Consider the following 2,131-nt stretch of genomic DNA (forward strand, 5'->3'; position numbering starts at 1 on the left):
GCACCCTTTAGATTAATTCCTTACTTTCGTAAGGTAAAGATGCCCATGCTGGGCACACACAAAGCCTAAGCGGCATTAAAACGACCGCTTAACTTAGAACCGTTATGCAGTCTAAAATAGAACCAGATAATGACTAAGATAAAAGAAGAAAGAGTTGTAAAGGATACCGCAACAATGACAATTTATTACTTCATTGATTCTGAACTTGGCATAAATCAAAAATCCAGAATTACTTACAAGAAAAAGGACTTAGTTGTTCATTACCCAAGAGCTTTTGAAGGAGGACAGAAGTACAAAACAATTGAAAAATTCTCCTTTATAGGCTTTAAAAACAAACTGCCAGTAGGAGTTAATAAATCTGTCACATTCGGATATGGATTTACAAAGCGATTAAAACCATTCTCAAGGTTTGTAGACAATGAATATGATTTTAAGGAAGTCATAATTGAAAAAGATGGAAAAACTAAGATTGACCTAACTTCCAGGAAACTATATCTCAGTCAAAAAGACTTACAAAAGCTTAACGAAAGCTTTGACAGTGTTTTTAAGAAAAACAATAGTGATGTAAATGCAGTTTTAAAAAACGTACTTTATGACCTATTCCCAAAAGAAGTTGAAAAACCAGAAGCCAGCTATATTCCTAATACAATAGCAACTTCACTTTTAAGTTGGGGCAAATCATTAGATGAGTTTTCTACTAAGGACAAAAAAGCAATAATAGAGTTGTTTAAAAGTCTTTCACTAAAAACAGACTTTCTCACAGAAGAGTCTTTAGCTAAAACCAAAGAGATAGTTGACAATAAATATATCCAAGAAACTTTAAAGGGTTATAAGGATTTAATGAAGCTGTCAACTGATGGTGATTCATTAGAAAAAAGATGGCAAGAGTTTTTAAAACTACATAGTTGGATATTCTCCTCAATTTTTGCTCAACCAGTCATACTATATCGAGATGAAGCTTATGTTGGAGGAAAAACGTTAGATAATAAAAACGGAAAGTTTAATGACTTTCTTATAAAGAATAGTCTAAGTGATAATGTCTCTTTTCTTGAAATAAAAACTCATAAAACTAAGTTACTTGAAAAAACTGCATATCGAGGAGATGACGTTTTTAGTGCTGCAAAAGATTTAACAGGCTGTATTAATCAAGTCCTAAACCAAAGAGACAACTTCCAAAAGGAGTTTTATACTACAAAAGGTAAGACAAAAGAAGATTTTGAAACATTTAATTCTAGATGTGTTGTTTTAATTGGAAGTATTAATAAACTTTCTGAAAAACAACGATACTCCTTTGAGCTTTTTAGAAGTAACAGTCGGGATGTTGAAATAATGACTTTTGATGAGTTGCAAACAAAAATTGAAAGCTTACAAACATTAATGAAAAAATGATAACTACGGTAATCATATTATCCATTGTTACCGTATTTGTAATTGGCTTTGTTCAAGTATATAGAAGTCATACACGTGTTATCAAGAAACTCGACTTTGCAGGTGAATACAGGAATAAATTCGTTGAATTCGTAAATAAGTATTTTGAGAATTATGACCGATGGAGTCAATCGGGGAATTTTGATGTAAAGCAATATGTTTGGTTGACTATGAATGTTAGTCGAATTCAAAACTATTTAGGGTTATTCGGAAAAATGGACTACATAGCTCCTTTTCAAACATATAAGGTCTCAAACTATCAAATTGTTATTAACACTATTCCTAAGTTCCGTGATGGTTCAGTTAAAGATTTTGACGTTAATTCAGTTGACGATTCTTTATTGCGTTACATTGGTTATTTAGAAGAGTTTCAGAAAGAAACATTAAGTAATTTGAAAAACCCAATTATTTGGTTTCGAGAAGGTTTTCGTGAAATTTTCAGCGTTCCTATTTTCGTCTTAAGTTGGTTTGGGATAATTAGCAACAGGACATTAAATTCAATAAAAGAAAGTCTTATTTACAAGGTGGTTTCAGGCTTAATGGCACTTATAACACTTGTTAGTGGTATTGTGACAATTATTGCTGGTTATGATCAAACGTTGAAGTTCATAAATAGGATATTAGGGAATGAATAAAGAAAAATAAAATATTACGACTGCACAATCGAGTAGACGGCTGACAGTCGAATGACTGCCAGTGCGCC

General features: G+C 32.0%; 2 protein-coding genes. Both read left to right on the top strand.

Features of this window, described 5'->3' with window-relative positions:
* Nucleotides 1–129 precede the first annotated feature (129 nt).
* Nucleotides 130–1,389 carry a Shedu immune nuclease family protein gene (locus CW751_RS15030; protein WP_101335838.1) on the top strand — a complete coding sequence of 420 codons (1,260 nt, stop codon included), beginning with the start codon at nucleotides 130–132 and terminating at the stop codon, nucleotides 1,387–1,389.
* Nucleotides 1,386–2,063, top strand: coding sequence for a hypothetical protein (locus tag CW751_RS15035; RefSeq protein WP_101335839.1), 678 nt, complete (start codon nucleotides 1,386–1,388; stop codon nucleotides 2,061–2,063). The genes CW751_RS15030 and CW751_RS15035 overlap by 4 nt, the downstream gene beginning before the upstream one ends.
* Nucleotides 2,064–2,131 lie beyond the last annotated feature (68 nt).

Source organism: Brumimicrobium salinarum, from assembly GCF_002844555.1.
GTDB lineage: Bacteria > Bacteroidota > Bacteroidia > Flavobacteriales_D > Crocinitomicaceae > Brumimicrobium > Brumimicrobium salinarum.